Source organism: Aeromonas sp. 603404 (genome assembly GCF_049171775.1).
Classification (GTDB): Bacteria; Pseudomonadota; Gammaproteobacteria; order Enterobacterales; family Aeromonadaceae; genus Aeromonas; species Aeromonas veronii_A.
Map to the genome: position 1 here is coordinate 44,253 of NZ_JAAKPE010000001.1, position 23,995 is coordinate 68,247.

General features: G+C 57.6%; 20 protein-coding genes and 1 riboswitch. Of the genes, 15 read left to right on the forward strand and 5 right to left on the reverse strand.

Annotated elements, in window-relative coordinates:
* Nucleotides 1–7 precede the first annotated feature (7 nt).
* The 10 genes from G5306_RS00210 to mgtE all read left to right on the forward strand — a co-directional run bounded on the left by G5306_RS00210 (nt 8) and on the right by mgtE (nt 11,743).
* On the forward strand, nt 8–748 hold the full coding sequence (locus G5306_RS00210) for a flagellar hook assembly protein FlgD (RefSeq protein ID WP_216954111.1): 741 nt from the start codon (nt 8–10) through the stop codon (nt 746–748).
* A 10-nt stretch (nt 749–758) separates the two neighbouring features.
* Nucleotides 759–2,117 (forward strand): flagellar hook protein FlgE, encoded by a 1,359-nt coding sequence (gene flgE / locus G5306_RS00215; protein WP_227340839.1) that lies wholly within the window; start codon nt 759–761, stop codon nt 2,115–2,117.
* Between the two features lie 137 nt (nt 2,118–2,254).
* Nucleotides 2,255–3,001 (forward strand): flagellar basal-body rod protein FlgF, encoded by a 747-nt coding sequence (flgF, locus tag G5306_RS00220; RefSeq protein WP_005344530.1) that lies wholly within the window; start codon nt 2,255–2,257, stop codon nt 2,999–3,001.
* Between the two features lie 14 nt (nt 3,002–3,015).
* Nucleotides 3,016–3,804, forward strand: coding sequence for a flagellar basal-body rod protein FlgG (gene flgG, locus G5306_RS00225; RefSeq protein WP_216954109.1), 789 nt, complete (start codon nt 3,016–3,018; stop codon nt 3,802–3,804).
* Nucleotides 3,805–3,818: 14 nt separating this feature from the next.
* Nucleotides 3,819–4,490, forward strand: coding sequence for a flagellar basal body L-ring protein FlgH (flgH, locus tag G5306_RS00230; protein ID WP_216954403.1), 672 nt, complete (start codon nt 3,819–3,821; stop codon nt 4,488–4,490).
* Between the two features lie 8 nt (nt 4,491–4,498).
* Nucleotides 4,499–5,596 (forward strand): flagellar basal body P-ring protein FlgI, encoded by a 1,098-nt coding sequence (locus G5306_RS00235; protein ID WP_216954108.1) that lies wholly within the window; start codon nt 4,499–4,501, stop codon nt 5,594–5,596.
* 43 nt (nt 5,597–5,639) lie between these two features.
* Nucleotides 5,640–6,713 (forward strand): flagellar assembly peptidoglycan hydrolase FlgJ, encoded by a 1,074-nt coding sequence (gene flgJ, locus G5306_RS00240; protein ID WP_421235708.1) that lies wholly within the window; start codon nt 5,640–5,642, stop codon nt 6,711–6,713.
* Between the two features lie 3 nt (nt 6,714–6,716).
* Nucleotides 6,717–8,720, forward strand: coding sequence for a FlgK family flagellar hook-associated protein (locus G5306_RS00245; RefSeq protein ID WP_216954106.1), 2,004 nt, complete (start codon nt 6,717–6,719; stop codon nt 8,718–8,720).
* A gap of 4 nt (nt 8,721–8,724) precedes the next feature.
* Entirely contained in the window at nt 8,725–9,933 is a 1,209-nt protein-coding gene (gene flgL / locus G5306_RS00250) for a flagellar hook-associated protein FlgL (protein ID WP_216954104.1), read from the forward strand.
* 176 nt (nt 9,934–10,109) lie between these two features.
* Nucleotides 10,110–10,279, forward strand: a riboswitch (M-box (ykoK) riboswitch).
* Nucleotides 10,280–10,399: 120 nt separating this feature from the next.
* On the forward strand, nt 10,400–11,743 hold the full coding sequence (mgtE, locus tag G5306_RS00255) for a magnesium transporter (protein WP_421204981.1): 1,344 nt from the start codon (nt 10,400–10,402) through the stop codon (nt 11,741–11,743).
* A gap of 60 nt (nt 11,744–11,803) precedes the next feature.
* Here mgtE and ppx read toward each other — a convergent pair whose 3' ends face one another.
* The 3 genes from ppx to G5306_RS00270 form a co-directional block, all read right to left on the reverse strand.
* On the reverse strand, nt 11,804–13,294 hold the full coding sequence (gene ppx / locus G5306_RS00260; protein WP_042052939.1) for an exopolyphosphatase: 1,491 nt from the start codon (nt 13,292–13,294) through the stop codon (nt 11,804–11,806).
* Nucleotides 13,284–15,353 (reverse strand): polyphosphate kinase 1, encoded by a 2,070-nt coding sequence (gene ppk1, locus G5306_RS00265; protein ID WP_421213051.1) that lies wholly within the window; start codon nt 15,351–15,353, stop codon nt 13,284–13,286. Before ppk1 ends, ppx begins: the two co-directional genes overlap by 11 nt.
* A 74-nt stretch (nt 15,354–15,427) precedes the next feature.
* Nucleotides 15,428–15,943, reverse strand: coding sequence for a glycine cleavage system protein R (locus tag G5306_RS00270; RefSeq protein ID WP_216963538.1), 516 nt, complete (start codon nt 15,941–15,943; stop codon nt 15,428–15,430).
* A 196-nt stretch (nt 15,944–16,139) separates the two neighbouring features.
* On the opposite strand from G5306_RS00270, the gene G5306_RS00275 reads away from it, so the two are divergent.
* The 5 genes from G5306_RS00275 (at nt 16,140) to G5306_RS00295 (ending at nt 22,187) form a co-directional block, all read left to right on the forward strand.
* Nucleotides 16,140–17,018: a DUF2726 domain-containing protein gene (locus tag G5306_RS00275; RefSeq protein WP_227340833.1), complete on the forward strand. Its 879-nt coding sequence runs from the start codon at nt 16,140–16,142 to the stop codon at nt 17,016–17,018.
* Between the two features lie 268 nt (nt 17,019–17,286).
* Nucleotides 17,287–18,708 carry a sigma-54 dependent transcriptional regulator gene (locus G5306_RS00280; protein WP_216954401.1) on the forward strand — a complete coding sequence of 474 codons (1,422 nt, stop codon included), beginning with the start codon at nt 17,287–17,289 and terminating at the stop codon, nt 18,706–18,708.
* A 106-nt stretch (nt 18,709–18,814) separates the two neighbouring features.
* Nucleotides 18,815–19,849, forward strand: a complete 1,035-nt coding sequence (locus tag G5306_RS00285; protein WP_216954098.1) for a sensor histidine kinase — start codon at nt 18,815–18,817, stop codon at nt 19,847–19,849.
* A gap of 76 nt (nt 19,850–19,925) precedes the next feature.
* Nucleotides 19,926–21,269, forward strand: coding sequence for a sigma-54-dependent transcriptional regulator (locus G5306_RS00290; RefSeq protein WP_421312017.1), 1,344 nt, complete (start codon nt 19,926–19,928; stop codon nt 21,267–21,269).
* 156 nt (nt 21,270–21,425) lie between these two features.
* The gene (locus G5306_RS00295; protein WP_421312025.1) at nt 21,426–22,187 is read left to right on the forward strand and encodes a Nif3-like dinuclear metal center hexameric protein; all 762 of its coding nucleotides are present in this window, start codon (nt 21,426–21,428) and stop codon (nt 22,185–22,187) included.
* A gap of 108 nt (nt 22,188–22,295) precedes the next feature.
* Here G5306_RS00295 and purN read toward each other — a convergent pair whose 3' ends face one another.
* Nucleotides 22,296–22,934, reverse strand: coding sequence for a phosphoribosylglycinamide formyltransferase (gene purN, locus G5306_RS00300; protein WP_421312028.1), 639 nt, complete (start codon nt 22,932–22,934; stop codon nt 22,296–22,298).
* The gene (gene purM / locus G5306_RS00305) at nt 22,931–23,968 is read right to left on the reverse strand and encodes a phosphoribosylformylglycinamidine cyclo-ligase (protein WP_042080181.1); all 1,038 of its coding nucleotides are present in this window, start codon (nt 23,966–23,968) and stop codon (nt 22,931–22,933) included. The genes purN and purM overlap by 4 nt, the downstream gene beginning before the upstream one ends.
* Nucleotides 23,969–23,995 lie beyond the last annotated feature (27 nt).

A 23,995-nucleotide genomic window follows, 5' to 3' on the forward strand; every position in this document is an offset into this window, starting at 1 on the left:
ATGCAACATGGTCGACACCACAAACAGTGTGAACGGCATTGGCCGTACCACGACCCAGACCACAGGCACCACAACGACGCCGAAGAAAGAGCTGGATCAGGCTTCGTTTATGAAACTGCTGACCATGCAACTGTCATATCAGGATCCCTTCAAGCCGGTGGACAATGCCCAGATGCTCTCCCAGATGGCTTCCATGTCTACCTCGGAGGGGATCAGCAGTCTGTCTACCCAGATGGGCAAGCTCAATGAGCAGATGATCTCCAGCCAGGCTCTGCAAGCATCTTCTCTGGTTGGCCAGAATGTACTCTTGCCTAGCAATGTGGGCTATCTGGACAAGGAGGGCCCTGTCTCCGGTGTCGTTCAGGTTGGCACGACCAATCAATACGCGGGTGTCAAGATTATCGTTGAAGACGAGGCGGGTCAGGTCATCAAGGAATTTAGCCTGGAAGGAGAACAGAAGGGCAATGTGGAGATCGCCTGGGATGGCACTGACAAGGCGGGCAACCGGGTCAAGCCAGGCAAATACGTGATCAAGGCCAGTGGTAGTGTGGATGGCAAGGCAGAAACTATTCCCACATACGCTTATGGCAAGGTCGATAGCGTTGCCCTGGGGAATGCAACAAACCCCACAATGCTTAATTTGAAGGGACTGGGTAGCACCCTGCTGAGTTCCGTCCTGCAAATATCAGGCACCAATCCAAACCAGACGGCTACTCCGTCAAAAACCACGTCGACAGCATCGATCTAAGGAGCTGGATATGTCATTTAACAATGCCTTGAGCGGTGTCAACGCGGCACAAAAAGACTTGAACGTCACCGCTAACAACATTGCGAACGTCAATACAATGGGCTTTAAAGAGTCCCGTGCCGAGTTTGCGGATGTCTACGCCAACTCCATCTTTGTCAATGCCAAGACTCAGGTCGGTAACGGTGTGGCGACCGGTGCTGTTGCCCAGCAGTTCCATCAGGGGGCGCTGCAATTTACCAATAACGCGCTGGATTTGGCCATTCAGGGGAACGGCTTCTTTGTCACCTCTGATGGTTTGACCAACCTGGATCGGACTTACACCCGTGCCGGTGCATTCAAGCTCAATGAAAACAGCTATATGGTTAACAATCAGGGCCACTATCTGCAAGGCTACGAGATCAATGCCGATGGCACACCCAAGGCGGTCAGTATCAATGCGACCAAGCCGATCCAGATCCCTGATCGGGCGGGTGAGCCGATCAAAACCAGCAAGATTGATGCAAGTTTCAACTTGCCTTCCACCGCATCGCCCCTGCCTGCAGGTAATGGTGCGGGGGATGCCTCCACCTTTGACCCTAAGGATTCCAAAACCTACTCCTCATCCACCTCAGTGGTGATTTATGACTCGCTCGGTGAACCTCACACTATCACCCAGTATTTTGTCAAAGAGGCAGATCCAACAGACCTGACCAAGCCAGCCAGCCCGACAGCTTGGCGCATGTATCTCTATCAAGGTGACAAGCCGGTCGATATCGTCGGAGGGGTGACGCCAACAATGGCCACAGGGTTGAATCCTGCACCTGCCGGTGCCCGAATTACCTTTGGTGCCGATGGTAAAATGATTACTCCGACCACACCGGCAAACATCCAAACGGAGCAGTTGGGTGCAGCAGGAGCGGGGATTATTACCAATGGTGCGGATCCTACCCAGCAGGTAGATATCACTTTCGGCACTGTGACCCAATATGCCTCACCGTTTGAAGTCAACAAGTTGTCACAGGATGGTTCCACTGTCGGCCGTTTGACCAAGGTCGAGATCACGCCGGATGGGATTGTCTCTGCAACCTACAGCAATGCCACCACCATCAAGGTAGCCATGGTGGCCATGGCCAAATTTGCCAACTCGCAAGGGCTGACCCAGGTGGGTGATACTTCCTGGCGGCAATCCCTGCTCTCCGGCGATGCTTTGCCGGGAACGCCCAATTCAGGCACCTTCGGTACCATCAAATCGTCGGCGCTGGAGCAATCCAACGTAGATTTGACCTCCGAACTGGTTGATCTGATCACTGCCCAGCGTAACTTCCAGGCGAACTCCCGATCTCTGGAGGTCAACAGTTCGCTGCAGCAGACCATCTTGCAGATCCGTTAATTCCTCTCAGGCGACGGGGCACCTTGGGTGCCCCGTTTTTTTATCGTTCTCTACTGTCGAATGGCGTGGCATTCCCCTTCTGTTGGCATCCAAATTGCAGTTCTGCTGTCAGAGTCATCTGTTTGACGGAGAATCCCATGGATCACCTGCTTTATATCGCCATGTCCGGGGCCAAAGAGAACATGAACAGCCTGGCTGTTCGCGGTAATAACCTCGCCAATGCCAATACCACCGGCTTTAAATCCGATTTCGAGCAGGCCCGCAGCATGCAGGCCTTTGGTGAGGGGCTGCCCAGTCGGGTATTTGCCATGACGGAACGTCCCGGCCAAAACCTGCAGCATGGCATGTTGATGACCACGGGGAGGGATCTTGACGTGGCGGTGGATGGTCCCGGCTGGATTGCGGTGCAAGATCCGAAGGGGGGGGAGGCCTATACCCGTATGGGAAATCTGCAGGTCAATGCGACTGGCAACCTGCAGACCTCTACCGGCTTGAACGTCGTGGATGACGGTGGTCAACCCATCGTGCTGCCAATGCCGATGGAGAAGCTGGAGATTAACCGGGATGGCACCATCAGTGGCCGTCCTGAAGGGGCCGCCGCGAATTTGTCGGAAGATTTTCAGCGGATCAAACTGGTTAACCCGGCCGCCGATGCGGTAGAGAAAGGCCAGGATGGGCTTTTTCGGCGCAAAGATGGCCAGAATGAGCCTGCCTCTGCCAACGTTGGCCTGATCGCCGGCTCCCTGGAGGGGAGCAATGTCAATGTGGTGGATGAGATGACCAACCTGATCCGGTTACAACGACAGTTTGAAACCCAGGTCAAGATGATGAAAACGGCCGAAGAGAATGACGAGGCCCAAACCCAGTTGCTGCGTATCAGCTAATCAAGGAGTTACCTATGAATCCTGCACTCTGGATCAGCAAGACCGGGTTGGATGCTCAGCAGACCAATATTTCGGTCACCTCGAACAACCTGGCGAACGCCAGCACCGTTGGTTTCAAGAAATCGCGGGCCATTTTCGAGGATCTGCTCTATCAAAACATCAATCAGCCCGGCGGCCGTTCGTCGGCGGATACCGAGTTGCCCTCCGGCTTAATGCTTGGCGCGGGCGCCAAGGTGGTGGCTACCCAGAAAAACCACAGTCAGGGCAACGTACAGACTACGGATAATTCGCTGGATCTGATGATCAGTGGCCGTGGCTACTTTGAAATTCAATTGCCCGACGGCAGCCTGGCCTATACCCGTAATGGGCAATTCACCCTTAACAGTGAAGGCACCATAGTGACGCCGGGTAACGGTTATCCCCTGCAGCCAGAAATCCAGATCCCGGAAAATGCCCAGAGTGTCACTGTCGGCACTGATGGTCAGGTCTCGGTACAGTTGAAGGGAGATGGTGCTTCTCAAGTGGTCGGACAGATCACCCTGTCAGACTTTGTCAATGCCAGTGGTCTGCAGCCGATGGGTGAGAACATGTTTCTGGAAACCCAGTCCAGCGGTGCAGCCATTCAGGGAACTGCCGGGGCGGATGGCATGGGGGTCTTGAAGCAAGGGATGCTGGAAAGCTCCAACGTTAACGTCACCGAAGAGCTGGTGAATCTGATCCAGGCTCAGCGGGTCTACGAGATGAACTCTAAAGTCCTCTCTGCGGTGGATGGCATGATGTCCTTCCTGATCCAGCGGACCTAATGGGGAGAGCCATGATGAAAAGCGTATGGATGCTGGGGTTGCTGGTGTTGGGGGGGTGTAGCAGTACTCCCAATACACCCAGGCCTGATGACCCCGAGTTTTCCCCCGTATACGGGGAGTCGGAGCCAGTCTCGGTGAGACCGACGGGTGCTATTTTTCAGCCGGATCAGGTTAATGGCATCTATTCGGATATCAAGGCGCACAAGGTGGGTGACATCATCACCATCGAGCTGGCTGAGTCCACTTCCGCCTCGAAGAAGGCAAATACCCAGAGTGGCAAGGATAACAAGTTCAATCTGGATCCGGTGACGCTGGGGGGCGTGCCTGTCACTGCCAGCCCCTATGATCTCTCCGCATCCATCGCTCAAAACAGTGCCTTCAAGGGGCAGGCCAAGGCGGATCAGAGCAACAGCCTGCAGGGCAATATTTCGGTCAGTGTGGCCAAGGTACTGCCCAATGGCAATCTGCTGGTACGGGGCGAGAAGTGGATCATGCTCAACAATGGCAATGAGTATATCCGTATCACAGGTCTGATTAGACCGGAGGATGTCACCTCGGATAACAGCGTGTCATCCCAGAAAGTGGCGAATGCCCGTATCTACTATGGTGGTACCGGCGATCTTGCCAATACCCAGGAACAGGGATGGCTTACCAGCTTTTTCAATGGTCCCTGGTGGCCGCTCTAGGAGATGTTATGAAGTCACTCCGTTTGGTTACTCTGCTCTGCTGTCTGCTGCCTTTGGGGATGGCTAATGCCGCCCGGATAAAGGACATCAGCTCGGTAGAGGGGGTGCGTAGCAACCAGTTGATTGGCTACGGTCTGGTCGTGGGTCTACCCGGTACCGGCGAGAAGAACAACGCCTTTACCGAACAGACCTTCCGCACCATGCTCAACAACTTTGGTATCAAGGTACCGGACAACATCAAACCCAAGATCAAGGATGTGGCGCCGGTGGCAATCCATGCGGATTTGCCGCCGTTTGCCAAGCCGGGCCAGACCATAGACGTCACTGTTTCTGCCATCGGTGAGGCCAAGAGCCTGCGCGGTGGTACGCTGCTGCAGAGTTTCCTGAAAGGGCTGGATGGGCGGGTCTATGCAGTCGCGCAGGGCAGCCTGGTGGTCGGCGGGTTGGGTGCCGAGGGGGCTGATGGCTCCAAGGTGGTGGTCAATACTCCGACCGTCGGCCGCATTGCCAATGGTGCCACTGTAGAGCGAGAGGTGCCCAATGCCTTCAGCCAGGGTGACACCATCACCTTCAATCTCAATCGCCCCGATTTTACCACCGCGCGTCGGTTGGCCGATGTGGTCAACGATCTGGTGGGGCCCAATACTGCGCAGGCACTCGATGCCACTTCGGTCAAGGTTTATGCCCCACGAGATCCGGGTCAACGGGTCTCCTATCTGGCGACTATCGAGAACCTGGAGGTGGATCCGGCCAACGAGGCGGCCAAGATCATCGTCAACTCCCGCACCGGCACCATAGTTATCGGCAGTCAGGTGAAGCTCAAACCGGCGGCCATCAGCCACGGAGGCCTGACGGTGACCATAGCCGAAAACCAGCAGGTCTCTCAACCCAACCCGCTGGCAGGGGGCGAGACCACGGTCACCAACAACTCGACCATCAATGTCCAGCAGGAGCCCGGGCGGATGTTCAAGTTTGATACCGGTGCGACTCTGGACGATCTGGTCCGTGCGGTCAATCAGGTCGGGGTCGCCCCCGGTGATTTGATGGCTATCCTTGAGGCGCTGCAGCAGGCAGGTGCCATCGAGGGGCAACTGGTCATATTGTAACTGGCGGCAAGTGATTGCCACGGGTGGCAATGAGGTAAGCAAAATGGCGGAGTTTGACACCAACAGCGGCATGAATCTCGGGGTGGTGCAGGATATCAAGAACCTGGACCGTCTGCGCCAGATGAGCCACAGCAAAGAGGGACAGGCCGAGGCACTGCAGGGGGCTGCGCGCCAGTTCGAGTCAATCTTTACCCAGATGTTGTTTCAGAGCATGCGTCAGGCCAACGGGGTGTTGACTCAGGACAACCCTATGAACAGCAGCTATACCCAGTTCTATGAAGGGATGCTGGATGAACAGCGAGTGGCAGACATGTCCAGCAAGGGGGGGCTTGGATTGGCTGACATGGTGGCCAGGCAGCTCTCACCGGCGACATTTGTCCATCAGGATGGCCGGGTGCTCAAGATGCCGCAACGGACGGAACGGGTCTATAAACCCTACGAGCCACCCAAGACGGCTGCCACTGATTTGATCTCGGCATCAAAAGTTGGCAAAGATTTTGCTGAAAAAGAGATGACCGAGGGGGTCAAGGAGAGCCACGCACTCACTATGCCCCGTCGACCGCACCGCAGCATTCCGCCCATGGGACGCATGGCCAGCGAAGAGGGCAGTGCCGCCAGTAGTGGGGGCAAAGGGTTCGATACGCCGGAAGAGTTCGTTAATCGCCTGATGCCGCTGGCCAAGAAAGCGGCCGACAAGTTGGGGTTAAGCCCGGCGGTACTGGTCGCTCAGGCGGCATTGGAGAGCGGCTGGGGCAAACGGGTGATCAAGGATGGTGAAGGGCAGATGACCCATAACCTGTTTGGCATCAAGGCCGATCCTCGCTGGGAAGGGCCCAAGGCGGTAGTCAGCACCCTGGAATATGAAGAGGGAGTGGCGTCCCGCCAGAAAGCGGCGTTTCGTTCCTATGGCTCGTTTGAAGAGAGCTTCAACGACTATGTGGACTTTCTCACCTCCGGTTCCCGCTACAAGGGGGCCCTGGCCAGAGTGGACAGTCCGGATCGCTACTTCGAGGCGCTGCAACAGGCGGGTTATGCCACCGACCCGCACTATGCCAGAAAACTGAAACAGGTATTGCGCAGTGATGCCATTGCCCGATACAACGAGATGGAGCTGTAACATATGGCAAGCGATCTGCTTGGAATTGGTACATCGGGCGTGCTGGCACAGCAGCGCCTGCTGCAGAGCACCAGTAACAATATCGTAAACGTCAATAGCCAGGGCTATGTGCGTGAGCGTACGCTGGTGTTTACCAATGCCATCGGTCTTGGCACCGGTGACATCAGGACCGAGCGGGTAATCAACAGCTATATGCAGGGAGAAGTGCGTCGCGATACCTCTGCCTTTTACGCATCCCTGACTCATTACGAGCAGTTGGCCGGCGTGGATCGCCTGCTGGGAGACAGCAGCAATAGCGTAGGGGAGACCATCACCTCTTATTTCAAGTCCTTTCATTCGGCAAATGAATCACCTGCCGAGATCGGTGGCCGCAAGGTAGTGATGACGGAGCTGAGCGGTATGGTGAACCGCTTTCACACACTCTCGGCCCAGCTCGACAAGCAGAGCGATACCCTCAACACCCGTATTGAAGATGAGACCAAGCAGGTCAACAGTCTGCTCACCAGCATCAATGATCTCAACCAGGCGATCATCCGTACTCAGGGGTCTCCCGAAGAGAACCTGATGCTGTTTGATCAGCGTGACGAGGCGATCAGGCAGCTCTCCGAGAAGATGGATATCCGTACCGTAACCCAGGCTAACGGCAGCGTATTGGTCAATATGAGCACTGGTCATTCGCTGATCCTGGATGGGGGCGTTGCCCAGTTCAAGGTGGTGGCGGGCGATCCCGATTCCCGTGATCAGGAGTTGCAGCTGACTCTTGGCGACAATCAGGCTCTCATCGATCACGATACCTTCGGGGGGGCCATGGGAGGGCTGTTCAAGGCGCGTACCGACCTGGAGCCGACCAAGCGTGAACTGGGCCAGCTGGCCGTTGCGATGGCGGATGCCATGAACCAGCAAAACCGTCTCGGGATGGATCTGGACAACGAGTTGGGCAGCGATATTTTCACCCTGCCAACCAGCAAGGGATTGCCTTATGGCGACAACACAGGGTCGGTCGGAGCGAATGTCAGCTTTGTACCCGGCAAAGGAAGCTCTGTAACCCCCTTCGACTATGAAGTGCGCTTTAGCAGTGCGACCGGATATGAAGTGTTCTCGCTGGACAAATCTGGTAATCGCACCTCTGTGGCGACGGGCACCACGCCGCCAGCAACGTTTGAACTGGCTGGCCACGGGATCTCGATCGATCTCACCGGTACGCCAGCGGCAGGAGACAAGCTGCTGCTGCAACCAACCAAGGGGGCTGCTGCCGGGCTGGCTCAGCAGATCAACCGGCCGGAAGACCTGGCCTTGGCTGCACCTCTCAAAGTACAGAAGACTACCAACAACATCGGCAGTGCAGACATCAAGCTCGATGGCATCTTCAATACCGGAACGGGTTCCGGTTTTGGTACCAACAGCCTGGATCCCGCCGCTCCCCAGATCGTCAAGATCGGCAATAACGGCAATTATGAGGTGTATGCCGGTGATGGCACTACCTTGATCGGTGTCGCGCCGGCAGCCAGCAAAGGGCAGAATTTGATGGCCTCGATAGTAAACCCCTTTCCGGGTGGGCCTGCGGTCTACAGCAACCCGAAACAGAGCCCGGGCTACGAGTTCAGCATTACCGGCACGGTAGAACAAACCGACAGCTTCCAGCTTAGTTACAACACCAATGGTTTTGCTGATAACAGCAATGGTCTGGCAATGGCTGAGTTGCAGAACAAGGATCTGGTACGCAAAAGCACCAATGGTGGTACCACCAACGACAAGATGACCTTTAACCAGGCTTACTCCGGGTTGGTGATGGAAGTGGGTAACAATACCAGTCAGGCAAAAACCCTGCTCAAGGCTAATGAATCCAAGCTGATCCAGAGTACCGGGATCTACGAGAGCGTCTCCGGGGTCAATCTGGAGGAGGAAGCGGCCAATCTGATCCGTTTCCAGCAATCTTACGCGGCATCCGCGCAGGTGGTCAGTACGGCCAAAACCATCTTCGATACACTGCTTTCGTCCGTGAGGTAACGTCATGCGCATCACTACAAACATGATCTACGATCGGAATCTTTACTCACTCACAAATACCAACGAGCGACTGGACAAGGCCTATCAGCAGCTGCAAACCGGCAACAAGTTTCAGAGTGCCGGTGAGGATCCGGCAGGCATGAGCCAGAAGATGGCGCTGACCAAAGAGATTGAACTGTTTAAACAGTACGGGGTGAATGGCAGTCTGCTGCAGAACAGTCTGGGGCATGAAGAGACAGTATTGGACTCTCTCAATACTGCGATGCTCAGTGCTCAGACCCTGATCCAGAAATCCAATAATGGTGCCATTAGCCTGGATGACCGAAAGGCCATTGCCAGCGAACTGGAAGGGTTGCAGCAGCAAATGTTTGACCTGATGAACAGCAAGAACTCATCGGGTGAATTTATTTTCGGGGGCAATCAGAGCAAGACCCAGCCCTATGTGAAAGATGCCAACGGTAAATACATTTATCAGGGAGATCCTGGCCAGCGAAATATTCAGGTATCGCCCACAGTGCAAATTGCTGCCAATGACTCCGGACAAGATCTGTTTGAAATCGTAGCAACCAGAAGAACCGCCAGTGCCACCAGTGCGAATATCAAGGTCGGGGTCGGGGATCAGGGGGATTTTGATAATTTCTATAAATCCAGTTACGACCCGGCACTGCCCAGCAACACCTACACAGTCTCCACCACAATTGGCCCGCCCGATACCTATGATATCAAGGATGCGGGTGGCAATACCCTGCAGACAGGTAATTACACTCCCGGTACCAAAATACCGTTCAATGGTCTCGAACTGACACTGGATCAGCCTGCAGGTGGTGCAGCACAGCAGTTTGCTCTCAATCCTCCCAAGAATGACAACGTGTTGAACGGGATGTCAGACTTCATTACGGCTCTGCGTGATCCCAATATTTCAGCCGAGAGTTTTGAGCAAAAAGTGGCCGATGCCACCGTTCATATGAAAAATGCCCGTTTGAACATTGATCATGGGCTGGGTGAACTGGGTGGCCGGATGAACAGTCTGGAGCAGGTGATGGGTTCCAACGAGGGGTTGAGCACCCTCAATGCCGAGGCGAGAGCCAAGGTGTCGGAAGCCGATCTCTATGAGGTAATTTCAGCACTGTCAAAAGAGGATGCGGCATTGAGTGCCTCGCAGCTCTCGTTCAGCAAAATAAGTCGTCTGACGCTATTTGACTATATTCGCTAAGAAAAGGCCCCTATGGGGCCTTTTTGCTATGCATCCCCGGCAGAGTTCCCCTGATATGTTCCGACAATTGTAACAAGCTGTTGCCATACCCTGTTTCCTGGTTGAGGCGGGGTTGACCTCCCTGTGGGATTGGATAATCATGCCGCCCGCACAACAGAGGGTTGTGCATATTATTTGCAGCATCTCGTTAGGCGAGGCTCCTGTATAAACACAGGCCACTGATCTCACGACGTCCAGAGACGCCCAAGATCAGGACAGTTTTCATCGGATTAAGGTGTAAACCCAAGTGGCTTCCGGCATGCCGGATACGTTATGCAGTGCTAAAGCTGGTACGTGGGGATGATGACACGCCGAACGGCGTCATTTCCTGCCTATTACTCGTCAATCAAATTGCTGTTTTCTTTCAGACAGCGAACGGTCTCCGCTCGCGCTCAGGCTTGCCTGAAATCACATGAGGTTCTTTGTGATGAAGAAAACACACACCATTCTCAACCGTCATCAACTGCTCGATCTCGCCAGCCTGCAAGGCTGGCTGGAACACAATCTGGATCCGGTTCAGCGCGCCGATCAGCTGCTGACCCTGCGTCCGGAAGAGCTCAACTGCATCTTTGACACCTTGCCTGCGTCAGAAGGGGCAGAACTGATCGCTTCTCTCTCCGCAGAGAGTGCCGGTCGCCTTTTGCTGCGGCTCCATGGCAGCATCGTCAGCGTGTTGCAGGAGGCTATTCCCCGTCGCGAAATGGTGGCTATCCTGCGCAAACTGAGTCGTCAGGATCGCACCATGTTGCTGGCTCGCTTCCCGACCCAGGCGCAGGCCATCTACTACTCACTGCTGGATTGGCCGCCTGAGTCCGTCGGGGCCAATATGCGCCACGAGTATCTGGCAGTGAGCGAACAGGATTCCGTCGGCAAGGCCAAGCAGCTGATCCACGATGCCTGGGACAATGCCCAGCTGTTCCGCCACATCTATGTGGTCAACGTGGATGGCCGTCTACAGGGGAGTATCTCGCTCAAGAGCTTGCTGATTGCTGACCCCGAGGCCAGTGTCGCTAACCTGATGGACCGAGAGACTGTGCGGATCAATGCCCGTGCGGATCAGGAGCTGGCAGCGCGCCTGCTCATCGACCGCGACCTGTCGGTATTGCCGGTCGAGGATCAGGGACGACTGGTCGGTATTTTCCACGTCGATGATGCCGCCGACATCCTGGAGCTCGAATCCACCGAGGATGCCGAGATGCAAGGGGGCTCATCACCGCTCGATACCCCTTACTTGCAGGCGACTCCCTGGCAGCTGTGGCGCAAACGGGTGGGCTGGCTGCTTATCCTGTTTGTGGCGGAAGCTTACACCGGCACTGTTCTGCGGGCATTCGAGGAGCAGTTGGAAGCGGCCATCGCGCTGGCCTTCTTTATTCCGCTCCTGATCGGTACTGGCGGTAACAGCGGCACCCAGATCACCACCACCATAGTACGTGCCATGGCGGTCGGGGAGGTGAGCCTGCGCAATCTCGGCACAGTGCTGAAAAAGGAGCTCTCCACCGGTCTGCTCATCTCGGGGGCCATTGCCATGGCGGCCTGGGTGCGGGCATGGAGTCTTGGCGTCGGTCCCCAGATTGGCATGGTGGTGACCTTTACCATCATCGCTATCGTGCTCTGGAGTGCCACGGTCGCGTCCATTATTCCCATGGTGCTGCGCCGTTTCCGCATCGATCCGGCGGTGGTCTCTGCGCCATTCATCGCAACACTGGTGGATGGCACCGGCCTTATCATCTATTTCGAGATGGCCAAGTGGTTGTTGCCCGAGTTGCAGTAACCGGGAGATTGAGATGCAAAAGGCAGCCAGTGGGCTGCCTTTTTCATTTATCTTTCCGGTTTAGCCGAGCTGGAACAACAGTGGCCAGCCCTGCTCCTGGCAATAACGATGCTCCTTCTCCAGATTCTGCATCAGGAGACGGTTCTCCTCGCACCAGTCGATCGGCAGGGTCACGACCAACTGATCGCCTTGTACCGCGACTTTCCACTCGGGCAGCAGGTTGTCCTGGCGCTTGTGGTGAGCGGCGACTGCGAGGCGCAGGATGCGGATGCAGCGCAGCACCGTCTGCATGTCGTGGTTGGGCAGGGGAGGCAGCTCGGAGAGCTTGAGTCCCTTGCGCTGAAAGCGTACCAGCGCCGCCAGCAGGGCCTGATCGTCCTGGTTGAAGCCGGGCAGGTCGGTGTGTTGCAGGATATAGGCGGAGTGACGGTGAATGCCGCTGTAGTTGATGGCAAGGCCAATTTCGTGCAGCCGCGCCGCCCAGCCGAGGATGGCGCGATAGGGCTCTATCTCCATCTGCCAGGGCTCTTGCAGGGCATCAAACAGCGTCAGCACGCTCTGCTCCACCCTGGCTGCTTGTTTGCGGTCCATCCGGTAGTGGGTGCCTAGCGCTTGTGCGGTGCGCTCGCGAATATCGTGGTGCTGCAAGCGCTCCTCGAACTCATACAGCAACCCTTCGCGCAGGGCACCATCGGAGTAGTCGAGCCGCTCGATGGGCAGCGAGGTAAACAGCCCGAGCAAGATGGCGACCGCAGCGGCAAACACCTCCTGACGCTCCTCGGTAAGCCCTGTCAGCTTGAGGTTATCGACTCGCTTGCGCTCAATCATCAGCGCCTTGAGCCGCTCCAGCCCCTCCAGCGTAATACTGCCATCGGTCAGCCCCTCACCTTGCAGCACGTCGCGCACGGTGCGGATCGAGCCTGAGCTGCCAAGGCAGCTCTGCCAGCCCAGCTTGCGGTACTGGTTGACGATGGGGGCGAGCTGGTGCTGCGCCTCCAGCACGGCATTGGTGAAGTGCTTGTCGCTCAGCTTGCCGCTGGCAAAGAAGCTCTGGGTAAAGCTGACGCAGCCCATCTTGCGACTGGTGAGGGCCTTGTGCTCAAACCCTTCGCCGATGATGAGCTCCGTGCTGCCGCCACCGATATCGATCACCAGTACCTGGCCCTCGATATGCTGGGTATGGGCGACCCCCTGATAGATGAGCCGTGCTTCTTCCTGCCCGCTGATGATCTCGATGGGGTGGTTGAGCACCTTGGCTGCTTCACTCACAAATTCGCGGGCGTTGCTGGCACGGCGCAATGTGTAGGTACCTGCGATGCGGATCTGATCCGGTTTGATGTTGGTGAGCCGCTCGGCAAAGAGTGACAGACAGGCGAGGCCGCGTTCCATCGCCTCCGGGCTCATCCGCTTCTGCTCATCCATCCCTTCCGCCAGCCGCACCCGCTCCTTGATGCGATCGACGATGCGAAAACGCCCTTCGCTCAGATGGGCGATCACCATGTGAAAACTGTTGGAGCCGAGATCCACGGCGGCATAGAGACTATTGTCCATTGTTTGACTCGATACGTTTGAGATAGTCGTAAATCGCGACCTGAGAGCGGATTTTTCGGCGATTGCCCCGCTTCACATATTCGTTTTTCTGGTCGGCATCGATCACCCGCGCCTTGCAGGTATCACTCAGTTGTAGCTCGAGAATATCCATGATGCGCTGCTTGAGCCGCTCGTCATAGATGGGCGTGCCCACCTCGATCCGGCCGTCAATATTGCGGCTCATCCAGTCAGCGCTGGAGATATAGAGCTGGGGGTTGCCCTTGTTGTGGAACACCATCACCCGCGGGTGCTCGAGGAAGCGGTCGATGATGCTGATCACCTTGATGTTGTCACTCAAACCCGGCACGCCCGGCCGCAGGGCGCACATGCCACGGATGATCATCTGGATCGGCACGCCCGCCTGACCGGCGGCATAGAGCCGGTTGATGAGATCCCGGTCCACCAGATTGTTGATCTTGAGGATGATGCCGCTCGGCTGGCCCGCCTTGGCGTTGGATAGCTCGTTGTCGATGAGACGATAGAGCTGACGTCTGCTGTTGATGGGGGAGACCAGCAGGTGGTTGAATTTGTAACGCTTATAGGGGTACTCGATATATTCAAACACCCCCTCTACTTCGGCGGTGATATCCGGATTGCGGGTCAGCAGCGAGAAGTCGGTGTAGATCTTGGCGGTCTTCTCGTTGAAGTTACCGGTACCGATGTGGGCATAGCGCACTGGCTCGCCATTTTCGTGGCGAGTGATGAGGCATAGCTTGGAATGGATCTTGAGGCTCGGTACCCCGAACACCACCTTGACCCCGGCATCGGTGAGGATGTTGGCCCAGTCGATGTTGGCCGCTTCGTCGAAGCGGGCACGCAGCTCGACCACCACGGTCACCTTCTTGCCGTTGTTGGCGGCATCGATGAGGGAGTGGATGATCCGCGACTTCTTGGCCACCCGATAAATGTTGATGCGAATGGCGCTCACCGCCGGATCGAACGCCGCCTGGCGCACCAACTCGGTGAAGTGGTGGAACTTGTGATACGGGTAGTAGAGCAGAATATCCTGCTTGGTGATGGCATCGAAGGCGTTGACGAAGCCGTCAAAATCGCGGCAATCGAGGGCCGGCAGTTTGGGGTTTTCCAAATAGTCACGGCCCACGTTGGGGAAGCCGATGAAATCCTTGAAGTTGTGGTAACGCCCACCCGGCATGATGGCGTCGTAGGAGCTGATCTGCAGCTTGAGTTTCAGGAAGCTTATCATGGCGGCGGGCATCTCCCGCTCGTAGACGAAACGCACCGGCATGGCGGTGAGGCGCTGCTTCAAGCCGTCACTCATCTTGTCCACCAGGCTCAAGTCCAGCTGGTCGGAGAGGTCGTATTCGGCATCCCGGGTCAGCTTCACCGCATAGGCGGCAATCTCGTCGTAGTCGAAGAAGCCTTTGAAGATCTCGTCGAGGCAGAAGCGGATGACGTTATCCAGAATGATGATCTGCTTCTTGCGGCGGGTCCCTTCCGGCGGCAGCTGGAAGAAGCGGGGCAGGTCGTCGGTCGGCACTTCCACCAGAGCGTACTGGATCACCTGACCGTTCTTCTTCATCTCGATGGCCAGATAGGTGTACTCATCCTTGAGGAATTTGACCGGATTGACCTCTTTGTTGAGCAGGATCGGGATGATGTGACGCAGCACCTTCTCCTTGAAGAAGACCCGCAGCCACTTCTGAATGGCATCGGAGAGCTGGTTCTCGTTGACCAGAAAGATGTTGTGGCGAGCGAGCGCAATCAACAGCTCTTTATAGGTGTTGTCGAACGCTTCACCGAGCGCCATCACTTTTTGCTGGATGGCGCGCAGCAGCACTTTTGCTTCATCGTCGCCACCATGTACTTCATTGATGAGGATGCGGCGCTTGACGTCCGATACCCGTACCTTGAAGAACTCATCCTGGTTGGAGGAGAAGATCCCCAGAAAACGAACCCGCTCGATGAGGGGCACCGTCTTGTCCATTGCCTCTTGCAACACCCGTTCATTGAATGAGAGCCAGCTCAGCTCTTTCTCTTCATACTGCTTGTCGGTGCTCATCTTGTGCCTCTGTTTCAGGTCGCGTCTGCGCGGCAGTTATGGCGTTAATATATGACAAATAAATGACAGTATTGTTACTGCTCGCTGAACGCTTCGTCGATGTCGACGACCAGATCGTCGGAGAGGGATTCCAGCGCGGTGATAAGCGTATCCATCGCGAGCCCGTCGGGCAGGGCTACCAGCGCATGGGCATAGAAGAGCGGGGCGCCGGAGTGGGGAGCCGGTTCACAGCCAGTGGTGAGATCGGCCACATTGATCTCGAGCTGACGCAGGATGCTGGCTACTTCATGGACGATGCCGGGGCGGTCGTTGCCGGTCACCGTCATCATGACTTGATGGGCTGGCTCGGTGGTCGGTGTCCCTTCGGCAAAGCTGATGGTCAGACCCGGTAGCATGGCCAGTGCTTCGCACAGGCTGCGATAGTGCTCATCGGGGACAGAGACATGGAGAATACCGGCAAACTGGCCCGCCAGTTCGCTCATGGCGCTGCCCAGCCAGTTGCCCTGCTCGCGGCTGATGACTGCTGCCAGACTCTCGACGATCCCGGGTTTGTCTGCACCGATCACGGTGACCACCAATTGCTTTTGCATCCTGCTCTCCTTGAAATGGGATTTCTTGCTCTATCCCTATTGTGCCTGCTGGGGCTGGTCATATGAACCCCCGCCTGCTGACAAATAGATAAAAAGACGGGACTTTTCACTTTCTATACACGGGTCTGCTGCCTTGCTCCGTGGCGGCTGTGGTAAAGTAATTCCCCTTTCGTGTCGTGAAATGGATCGTGCTCTCATGAATACCCTTGTCCTATCGGGATTGTTGTTGCTGGCGCTGCTTGTGCTGGCGATCTTCTGGAGCAGAGGCAGACAGCAAAAGCGCCTGCCCTATGATATGCAGGAGACCCTGTTCAGTCCCGCCGAGCGCTCCTTTCTCGGGGTGCTGGATCTGGCGGTGGGTGACAAGGCCCGGGTCTTTGCCAAGGTGCGGGTGGCTGATGTGCTGACGCCGCAGGCCGGGATCGGCAAAAGCAAATGGCAGCAGTACTTCAACAAGATCAGCGCCAAGCATTTCGACTATCTGCTTTGCCACCCCGCTGATCTCTCCTTTATCTGTGCCATCGAACTCGATGACAGCTCCCACCGTCACCAGAAGCGCAAGGCGCGGGATCTCTTTCTGAAAACCGCCTGCGACAGCGCCGGACTGCCGTTGCTGCAGATCCCGGCAAGTGCCAGCTATCTGGTGGAAGAGCTGCGCGAACAGATCCTGCCACTGCTGGTCAAAACCAGCGAACCATTGATCGATGATCTGCCGCACGGGGCGCGGCGCGAGCCGACGTTCAATCCTCTGTTGCTGGACGGCGTGGATGTCGGTGCCGGGATGCGTGGCCGCAATGCCCATGCCGAGGCCATCTCGCCTGCGTCGCTCCACGAGCCCGCCATCCAGGTCAAGGGGATGGTGGAGGCGCCACAGAGTGAGGGTGAGCTGGTCGATAGCCTGTTCGCCGATGTGGAAGATGATGAAGAGCACGAGGTACACCACTGCCCTCGTTGTGATGCACCTCTGGTGGAGCGGGAGGCGAAAAAAGGCCCCCACGCCGGTCGACTCTTCCTGGCCTGTAGTCGTTTTCCCGCGTGTCGTTATGCGGCGCCGCATCACCACCACAGCCACTGAGTTCATCTGACCGTATTGCATGCTGCCCTCTGACGAGGGCAGTTTTCTTTCCGCCATTGGCGGCGTTTGCTAGCGGCGCCAATGCAGAAAATTCCTCGGCAAAATTTATCTAATCTCCCGTTTCTATCGATACACTTAGCCTGAATACGACAATTTTTGACAATGTGTCGGTTTTTTGGCACTTTGTGTGCCTGCAAAAAGACAGTCAGTAGCTGTTTTATTACTAAATAAAACAATAAGTTAGTTCAGGATATCGCGAGGGATGGATATGGTGGAGATGGGCGTGTTGATTGTTGATGCCGATGCGCAGCGGCGCCAGCAGTTGGGAACCGTGCTCACGTTTATGGGGATCCTGTGGCAGGATGTCGCAGAAGGGGACCTGGATGTCGCCATCGAATCTTCTGGCCCACTGCAAGGGGTGCTGGTGGGTGAACTGGCAGGTCGCACCTTGCCCGAGTTACTTGCCGCTTTCCCTCGTACCCCCTTTATCTCGCTGGTTGAGGCGGAACTGCCCAACAGCAACTTTATCGGTGTTGCCCAGGCCCCCTTTACCTATGAGTCGCTGACTCGTCACCTGCACTTCTGTCAGGCTTTTGTCTCTCTCCATCCCCGTCAACAGACCCACGACAAGGGGCAGACGTTGCTGCGTTTGCTGGTGGGCAAAGGGAAGGGGATCCAGGAGGTTCGCCGCCTCATCAGCCAGGTGGCCGAGACCGATGCCAACGTGCTGATCCTTGGTGAATCGGGAACCGGCAAAGAAGTGGTGGCCCGTGCCATTCACGAACTCTCGGCCCGCAGTAGTGGCCCCTTTGTGCCTATCAACTGTGGTGCCATTCCTGCCGAGTTGCTTGAGAGCGAACTGTTCGGTCACGAGAAGGGAGCCTTTACCGGCGCCATCGCAGCTCGTCGCGGTCGTTTCGAGCTGGCGCAGGGGGGCACTCTGTTCCTCGACGAGATTGGCGACATGCCGATGCCGATGCAGGTCAAACTGCTGCGGGTATTGCAGGAGCGGCTGTTCGACAGGGTCGGTGGCGGCAAACCCATTCAGGCCGATGTGCGCATCATTGCGGCGACCCATCGGGATCTGGAAGCATTGATCCGCAGTCAGGGTTTTCGTGAAGATCTCTACTACCGCCTCAACGTCTTCCCCATTGAGACCCCGCCACTGCGGGATCGCATCGATGACATTCCGCTGCTGCTGCAGGAGTTGCTCAACCGTCACGCGGAGCAGCACCACAGTGTGATCCGTCTGACCCAGCGGGCGCTGGAGTCGCTGATGCAGTACCCCTGGCCGGGCAATGTGCGCGAGCTTTCCAACCTGCTGGAGCGGCTGCTTATCCTCTACCCGCAACAGATCGTCGATGTGGCGGATCTGCCGAGTCGTTATCGTCTGTTGCCGAGCGAGCCGCGGGATGAGCGGCTGACCGAGATGGATGAGCGGGATGCGCTGGCGGCGGTGTTCCAGGAGCCGCCGGAGCTGGATCACCCCCTCGCCTCTGCCCGCACCATGCAACTGCCGGAGGAGGGGGTCAATCTCAAGGAGATGCTGGCCGACCTTGAAGTCGAGCTGATCCGCCAGGCGCTGGAGTCGCAGGACGGGGTGGTGGCCCGCGCCGCCGATCTGCTCGGCATGCGCCGTACCACCCTGGTAGAGAAGATGAAAAAGTACGGGATGAGCAAGGACGTTTAAGGGTCAAAGCCTTGACGTTAACATGCAATCTATTGTTTTAATTAACATATTTTAGTGGCATGGAAATTGAATGACCTGACCCAATAGCCAGTTTGAGGTCAGGTTTATGACGATCCAGCAGCAGGACATGCCACTCCAGTCCCACGAAGTGAGCCAGCTCTATGCCATCTTCAAGGCGCTCCCCACCGGGGTGTTGCTGCTTGACGGGGCTGGGGTGGTCACCCGCGCGAATCCGGCAGCCATCTCCCTGCTGGGGGAGCCGTTGGAAGGAGAGCTCTGGCGCCGCATCATTGCCCGCTGTTTTGAACCACGTGAGGATGATGGCCACGAGATCTCCCTGCGCGATGGACGACGGGTCCAGCTTTCTACCCAGCCGCTGCCGGATCAGAGCGGCCAGCTGGTCTTTATCAATGACCTCACTGAAACCCGCAAGCTTCAGGATCGCATCAACCACATGAAGCGGCTGTCGGCGCTGGGCAATATGGCGGCTTCGCTCGCCCACCAGATCCGCACTCCGCTCTCCGCCGCCATGCTCTATGCCGCCAACCTGGCCAACCGTACCCTCAAGCCGGAGTCCCGCAGCCAGTTTCAGCAAAAGCTGATGGCCCGCCTCCAGGATCTGGAGAAGCAGATCAACGACATCCTGCTGTTTGCCCGCAATGGCGACAATCAGGTGGTCACCCCCATCTCGGTACAGGGCTTGCTGGCTGAAGTGCAGGCTGGTGCCGAGGCTTTCTGTCAGCAACAGGGCTGCGAACTGCACATAGAGGCGCCGGAGCCCGATCTCTGCCTGCTGGCCAACAGCAGCGCACTGGCGGGCGCCATCAACAACCTGATCGCCAATGCCCAGCAGGCGGGGGCCACGTCACTCTTGGTCAGCGCGGTGCGCAGTGGTGTCCGGGTGGAGATGCGTGTCATCGACAATGGCAAGGGGATCCCTTCTCACCTGCTTGGTCAGGTATTCGAACCCTTCTTTACCACCCGCTCCCAAGGCACTGGCCTCGGGCTGGCGGTGGTGCAATCCGTCGTGCGTGCCCATCAGGGGGAGGTCGGTGTGGCCTCGGTTCCCGGTGAAGGCACCTGTTTTACTCTGTCGTTCCCCCTGCATCAGCAGCAGGTGCAACTTGGAGGTGCAGCATGAGCCTTGTTAAGGAGCTGTGCCTGCCGAGAGGGAGCCATATCAATGCGGCCAGGTTGGCTGTCGTGGGAGGTGTAGCATGACTCAGGCCCGGATCCTGGTTGTAGAAGATGACAATGGCCTGCGCGAAGCGCTGGTGGATACCCTTTTGCTCGGCGGTTATGAGTGCCGCGAAGCGGACAGCGGCGAGCGTGCTCTGCTGGCCCTCTCCCGTCAGCCGTTTGACATGGTGATCTCCGATATCCAGATGGGGGGAATGGACGGCCTCACCCTGCTGGCTACCATCCGCCAGCAATATCCGCAGATACCTGTGTTGCTGATGACCGCCTACGCCAATATCGACGGCGCGGTGCGCGCCATGCGCGAAGGGGCCATCGACTATCTGGCCAAGCCCTTTTCGCCGGAGGTGCTGCTCAATCAGGTCAGCCGCTATGTGCCTGCTCAGAAGGTGGAAAAACGTGCCGTGGTCTACGGGGATCCCAAAACTGCCGAGCTGTTCCAGCTGGCGACCCGGGTGGCCAGAAGCGAAGCGACCGTGATGGTGACCGGCCCGAGCGGGACGGGTAAAGAGGTGCTGGCCCGTTACATTCACGACAACTCCAGCCGCGCCGAGCAGCCTTTCGTCGCCATCAACTGCGCCGCCATTCCGGAAAACATGCTGGAGGCAACCCTGTTTGGCTACGAGAAGGGAGCCTTCACTGGTGCGGTACAGGGGTGCCCGGGCAAGTTCGAGCAGGCGCAGGGGGGCACCCTGCTGCTTGACGAGATCACCGAGATGGATCAGGGGCTGCAAGCCAAATTGCTGCGGGTGTTGCAGGAGAAAGAGGTGGAGCGGCTCGGCAGTCGCAAGATGATCCCGCTGGATGTGCGAGTTATCGCCACCAGCAACCGGGATTTGAAAAAAGCGGTGCAGGATGGCCTGTTCCGCGAAGATCTCTACTATCGCCTCAACGTCTTCCCGCTGCGATGGTCTGCCCTGAGTGAGCGGCCCGGCGACATTCTGCCGCTGGCGGAGCACCTGCTGGCCCTGCATGCCAGCCAGCAAGGGCTGCCCACCCCGCAGCTGGAGCCGCAGGCGCGCGAGCGGCTGCTCTCTCATCCCTGGCCCGGCAATGTGCGGGAGCTGGATAACGTGGTACAGCGTGCCCTGATCCTTAGCCCCGACGGGGTCATTGATTGTGACCACCTCATTCTGGAAGAGCTGGACGAGCAGGAGATGGAGTTTGTCAGCGTGGAGCGCAGCTATGGCGCCGATCGCCTCGGCAGCGAGCTCAAGCAGCAGGAGCACCAGATCATTCTCGACACCCTGCAAGAGTGCAACGGCAGTCGCAAGGATGTGGCCGACCGGCTCGGGATCAGCCCGCGCACTCTGCGCTACAAGTTGGCCCAGATGCGGGATGCCGGCATCGACTTGCCCGCCTGAATCAGGCTGGTGCCTCAATAGAGGGATGTATCACTGTGTGGGAACCGTCATGGTCTTGATGACGGCTCTCGATTATCATAGGGCCCTTGGCGTTTTGAGCCGGGGCCTTGTTTTTATTGGTAAAACAGGGAATCGCGCCGTTATAAAGGGACCCTTATGATCTCTCATCGAAAATTGGAAACCGTACTGAACCACCTGCTTGAGCCCCACGCCATCAAGGATTACTGCCCCAATGGCCTGCAAGTGGAGGGGCGCGAGCGCATTCGCAAGGTGGTGACCGGTGTCACCGCCAGTCAAGCCCTCATCGATGCCGCCGTGGCTGCCGATGCCGATGCCATTCTGGTTCACCACGGCTACTTCTGGAGCGGTGAGCCGGCCCAGATCACCGGTATGAAGCAGCGCCGCATCAAGACCCTGCTGGTCCACGATATCAACCTGTTTGCCTACCACCTGCCACTGGATGTCCATCCCGAGGTGGGCAATAACGCCCAGCTCGCCAAGCTGCTCGATATCAAGGTGCGTCGCGGTCTGGAGCCGTGGAATAGCAAGAGCGTCGCCATGGTGGGCAAGCTGGAAGAGCCGATGAGTGGCGCCGACTTTGCCAAGCTGATTGCCGAGCGCCTTGGTCGTGAGCCGCTCCACTGTGGCGACAGCGGCCCCGAGCTGATCCGTTCCGTGGCCTGGTGCACCGGCGGCGGTCAGAGCTACATCAATCTGGCGGCGGAGCAGGGCATCGATGCCTTTATCTCCGGTGAAGCCTCCGAGCAGACCATTCACACAGCCCGCGAGATGGGGATGCACTTCTACGCTGCTGGCCATCACGCCACCGAACGTTACGGCGTCAAGGCGCTGGGCGAGTGGCTGGCGACCGTGCACGGGTTGGATGTCACCTTTATCGATATCGACAATCCGGTGTAGGGTCGCTTGGCCGAGTAATCCGACCTAACCGCTGCCATCGTGCGGTAGGTAGAAATGACAAGGGAGGCTTAAGCCTCCCTGTTGTATCTGACATGCAGTTGTTAGCGGTTACTCGCAGGCGTAACCAGCGGGGCCCAGCAGGGCGCCATCCAGTTGCACAGCGCCGTCCACCATCTGCAGCCTGCCTTCGCAGAACCAGCGCACCACCAGCGGGTAGATGCTGTGCTCCTGCGCCTGTACCCGTGCCGCTACCTCGTCCGCCGTGTCCCCTTCAAAGATGGGCACGCGGGCCTGCAGGATAACCGGGCCACCATCCAGCTCTTCGGTCACGAAGTGGACACTGGCGCCGTGTTCACTGTCACCGGCATCTATGGCGCGCTGGTGGGTGTGCAAGCCCTGATACTTGGGCAGCAGGGAGGGGTGGATATTGATCATCCTGCCGGCGAAATGGCGCACCAGATCGCCGCTCAATATCCGCATAAACCCGGCCAGCACCACCAGATCCGGCTGATAGTCTGCCATCAGCGCCAGCAGGGCGGTGTCATACTCCTCCCGGCTGGCAAACTGCTGCTGGGCCAGAATGGAGGTCGCCACGCCAGCTTCTTTGGCGCGAACCAGACCATAGGCATCGGCCTTGTTGCTGATAACGCCGGCCACTTCACCGGCAATCTTGCCGCTGGCGCAGTGGTCGAGGATCGCCTGCAGGTTGCTGCCGCTGCCAGAGATTAGGACGAGGATCCGCATCATTTGATGACGACCTGCTCCTCACCGTCTGCTGCCTTGGCGATATGACCGATGTGCCATGCGTTCTCGCCTTCTGCCTTGAGCAGGGTCAGCGCCTTCTCCAGCTGGTTGGCGGGCAGGGCGATGATCATGCCGACACCGCAGTTGAAGGTGCGATACATCTCGTGACGGGTGACGTTGCCAGCCTGCTGCAGCCAGCTGAACACCGCCGGCCACTGCCAGCTCTGCTCGTCGATCACCGCTTGAGTATTGGCAGGCAATACGCGGGGGATATTCTCCCAGAAGCCACCGCCGGTGATGTGGGAGAGGGCGTGGATCTCGCACTCCTTGATGAGCTTGAGCACAGGTTTCACATAGATGCGGGTCGGCTCCAGCAAGGCATCTGCGAGGGTGCGGTCACCCAGCGGCTGATGCACGTCGGCTTTGGAGACTTCCAGAATTTTACGGATCAGGGAGAAGCCGTTGGAGTGAGGGCCGCTGGCAGCCAGCGCGATCAGGGCATCCCCTTCACCGACCTTGCTGCCGTCGATGATTTCGCTCTTCTCCACCACACCGACGCAGAAACCGGCGATGTCGTAGTCTTCCCCTTCATACATACCCGGCATCTCGGCGGTCTCGCCGCCCACCAGGGCACAGCCTGATTGCTCGCAACCGGCACCGATCCCGGTGACCACCGCGGCTGCGGTGTCCACGTCCAGCTTGCCGGTTGCATAGTAGTCGAGGAAGAACAGCGGCTCGGCGCCCTGTACGATCAGGTCATTGACGCACATGGCCACCAGATCGATGCCCACGGTGTCGTGCTTCTTCAGGTCGATGGCCAGCCGCAGCTTGGTGCCCACACCATCGGTACCGGAGACCAGTACCGGCTCCTTGTAGCCCGCAGGGATTTGACACAAGGCCCCAAAGCCGCCAAGACCACCAAGGACTTCAGGACGACGAGTGCGCTTTGACACGCCCTTGATACGTTCAACCAGTGCATTGCCGGCATCGATATCTACGCCAGCATCCTTGTAGCTCAGTGAGGTTTTGTCAGTCACGAGTATTCCCCGTCATGTAAAGAAGTG